Source organism: Arhodomonas sp. KWT (assembly GCF_010993615.1).
Genome location: NZ_WNXE01000260.1, coordinates 1 through 2821 on the forward strand (window position 1 = coordinate 1; position 2821 = coordinate 2821).

The window sequence follows — 2821 nt, forward strand, 5'->3', positions numbered from 1 at the left end:
CGCCTCGCGCGGCGGGACCACCCCGAGGCGGCGGTGGCGCTCGCCGACGAGCAGGCCCGGCTCGGGCTCGTGCTCCGCGCCCTCGGCGGCGACGCCGGCCTGCGCGTCACCGCCGCCACGCCCCGGGCGGTGCGGGCCCGGCGCCGCTGGCTGGAGCGCGTGGCTGGCACCGGCCACCGCCACCCGCTGGCGTGGCGTGACGGCGAGCGGGTCTGCGTGCCCGAGCGCATCGCCTGCTTCCCGGACGCCGGGCGCAACCGCGACCTCTACCTCTGGCTGATCGCCCTCGCCAGCCGCTCCGATCCCCACGGCGGGGACTGGTTCACCGGCAACCAGGCCGCGGTCCGGCGTACCCTCGCGGCTCTCCCCGGCCTGACGCCGGTGTACCGGCGGCTGGTGGCGGCGACGCTCGCCGCCCGCCGCGACCCGGACCGGCTCGGCCGCGCCGAAGGGCACCGCGAGGCCGCGATCCGCGCCGCACTGGAGGAGCCGGGCAGCCGGACGGCGCTGCCGTCGGCACGGGGCCAGCCGGAGCCGGTCCCGGTCTGGCTCTATCCGGCCCCGGAAGCCGGCTCGGCCCCGACGCCGGCGGAACGCGACGACGACGCCACGGAGACCACCGCCGGTACGCCGCCGCGGGGCCGCGGGCGCAAGGCCGCGGAGTACGTCGAGGACACGGACGGCCGCAGCGGACTGATCGTCTTCCGGCTGGAGAGCCTGTTCTCATGGTCGGAATACGTGCCCGTGGACCGGACCGTGGACGACAGCGAGGACGAGGACGCACCGCGGGTCGCCGAGGACCTGGACCGGCTCAGCCTCAGCCGCACCGGCACGGCACCGGCCTCGCGCCTGCGCCTGGACCTCGACCTTCCCACCGCCGGCGACGACGACACGCCACTCGGCGAGGGCCGGCTGCTGCCGGAATGGGACTGGCGCCGGGGCGAGCTGCGCCCCCGGCACTGCCGGGTCGTGCCGCTGCTGCCCCGGGACGCCGCACCGATGGCCGTCCCCGCCCACCTTGCCGCCCCGGCGGCGCGGCTGCGGCGGCGCTTCGAGGCCCTGCGCCCGGAGCGCTACTGGCAGCGCCGCCAGGCCAGCGGCCGGGCCCTGGACCTGCCCGCCTGTATCGAGCACCGCACCGCCCGCCGCCGCGGCCGGGCCGACACCGCACCACGCCTGTGGGCAGACCCGCGGGAGCAGCAGCGCGACCTCGCCTGCCTCGTGCTCGCGGACCTGTCGCTGTCCACCGAGGCCTGGGTGGACGACGACGACCAGGTGATCGAGGTGGTGCGCGACAGCCTGCACCTGCTCGGCGAGGCCCTGGACGCCGGCGGCGACCGCTTCGCCATGTACGGCTTTTCCTCGCGCCGGCGCTCCCACGTGCGCTTCAGCCTGCTCAAGAACTTCGCCGAGCCCTGGGGCGAGACCGCCCACGGGCGCATCCACGCCCTGCGCCCGGGCTACTACACCCGCATGGGCGCGGCGGTGCGCCAGGCCACCGAGATCCTCGCGGAACAGCCGGCCTCCCAGCGCCTGCTGCTGCTGCTCACCGACGGCAAGCCCAACGACCTGGACGTCTACGAGGGCCGCTACGGCCTGGAGGACACCCGCCACGCCCTGCTGGAGGCGCGCCGCGCCGGCATCACGCCCTTCTGCGTGACCATCGACCAGGAGGCCGCGGACTACCTGCCCTACCTCTTCGGCCAGCGCCACCACGCCCTGCTCCGCCAGGCGCAGGCCCTGCCGGAGCTGCTGCCGCGACTCTACCTGCTGCTCACGGAGGCGACGGCATGAGCGACGCAGCCGCCGACGCCCCGCGCACGGGGGCCTACGCCGTTCCCGGCGACCTGGCCATGTGGTGGTTCATCCTCGCCGAGCTCGCCGTATTCGGCGCCCTGCTCGCCAGCCTGATCGTCGCCGGTGCCCTGGCGCCGGAGGTCTTCGCCGCCGGCCGTGCCGGGCTGCACCCCCTCGCCGGTCTGGCCAACACCGTGATGCTGCTGACCGGCAGCTACCTCGTGGCCCGCGGCATCGACGCCGCCGCCGTGGACGGTCCGCGCCGCTGCGCGCCATGGTTCCTGGCCGCGACGCTGACCGGCACCGGCTACGTGGCCGTCAAGCTCGGCGAATACGCCGACCTCGTTGCCGCGGGCTACAACCTGCGCACCAGTACCTTTCATTTCTTTTACTTCTTCACCACGGTGTTCCACCTTATGCACGTGGTGCTCGGCATGATCGTGCTGGTAGCGGTCGCGCGACGGTGCCGGCGGGGCGACTACGACACCGAGGGGCTCAGGGCCCCGGAGAGTGCGGCGAGCTACTGGCACATGGTGGACCTGGTGTGGCTCGCGCTCTTCCCGCTGCTCTACGTGCTGCCATGAGACGGGCCGAGACACTGTCGCAGCACTGGATCATGCTGCTGGCGCTGACCGTCGCCGCGGCCCTGGCGGCCACGGTGGTGCCCCCGCCCTGGCTGACGCCGGCGGTGGCGACGCTGACGCTGATCAAGGGCCGCACCGTGATCGACTCGTTCATGGGCCTGCGTGACGCCTCGCCGCTGCTACGCCACACGGTCGATGCCTGGCTTGCGGGAGTGGTCGCACTGGGCCTGGTCGTGCGGCTGGCATGATGAATCACAAATAACTACCCCTTTAGAGGTATTTCATCGATGGTATGCCCGCCTGTCAGGCGGTACACTGAATGTGATGCACACCGCGTTATCCGGTAACGCGTCAGCGGAGGCGCCCAGCCCATGCGATTGACCCTCTACACCGACTACTGCCTGCGCGTGCTCATGTACCTCGGTGTCAAGGAAGACCGG

General features: G+C 73.5%; 3 protein-coding genes. All 3 read left to right on the top strand.

Annotated features, from left to right (window positions below):
* Window positions 1-1794 (top strand): nitric oxide reductase activation protein NorD (locus tag G7A99_RS17550; protein ID WP_163142580.1); only part of this gene is annotated, 1794 nt, incomplete at its 5' end.
* Window positions 1791-2381, top strand: coding sequence for a cytochrome c oxidase subunit 3 (locus G7A99_RS17555; RefSeq protein ID WP_163142582.1), 591 nt, complete (start codon window positions 1791-1793; stop codon window positions 2379-2381). The genes G7A99_RS17550 and G7A99_RS17555, both read left to right, overlap by 4 nt.
* Window positions 2378-2629, top strand: coding sequence for a cytochrome C oxidase subunit IV family protein (locus G7A99_RS17560; RefSeq protein ID WP_163142585.1), 252 nt, complete (start codon window positions 2378-2380; stop codon window positions 2627-2629). Before G7A99_RS17555 ends, G7A99_RS17560 begins: the two co-directional genes overlap by 4 nt.
* Window positions 2630-2821 lie beyond the last annotated feature (192 nt).

Coding starts and splice junctions, on each gene's coding strand:
- G7A99_RS17555 (WP_163142582.1), top strand. CDS start 1,791: ATGAGCGACGCAGCCGCCGACGCCCCGCGCACGGGGGCCTACGCCGTT.
- G7A99_RS17560 (WP_163142585.1), top strand. CDS start 2,378: ATGAGACGGGCCGAGACACTGTCGCAGCACTGGATCATGCTGCTGGCG.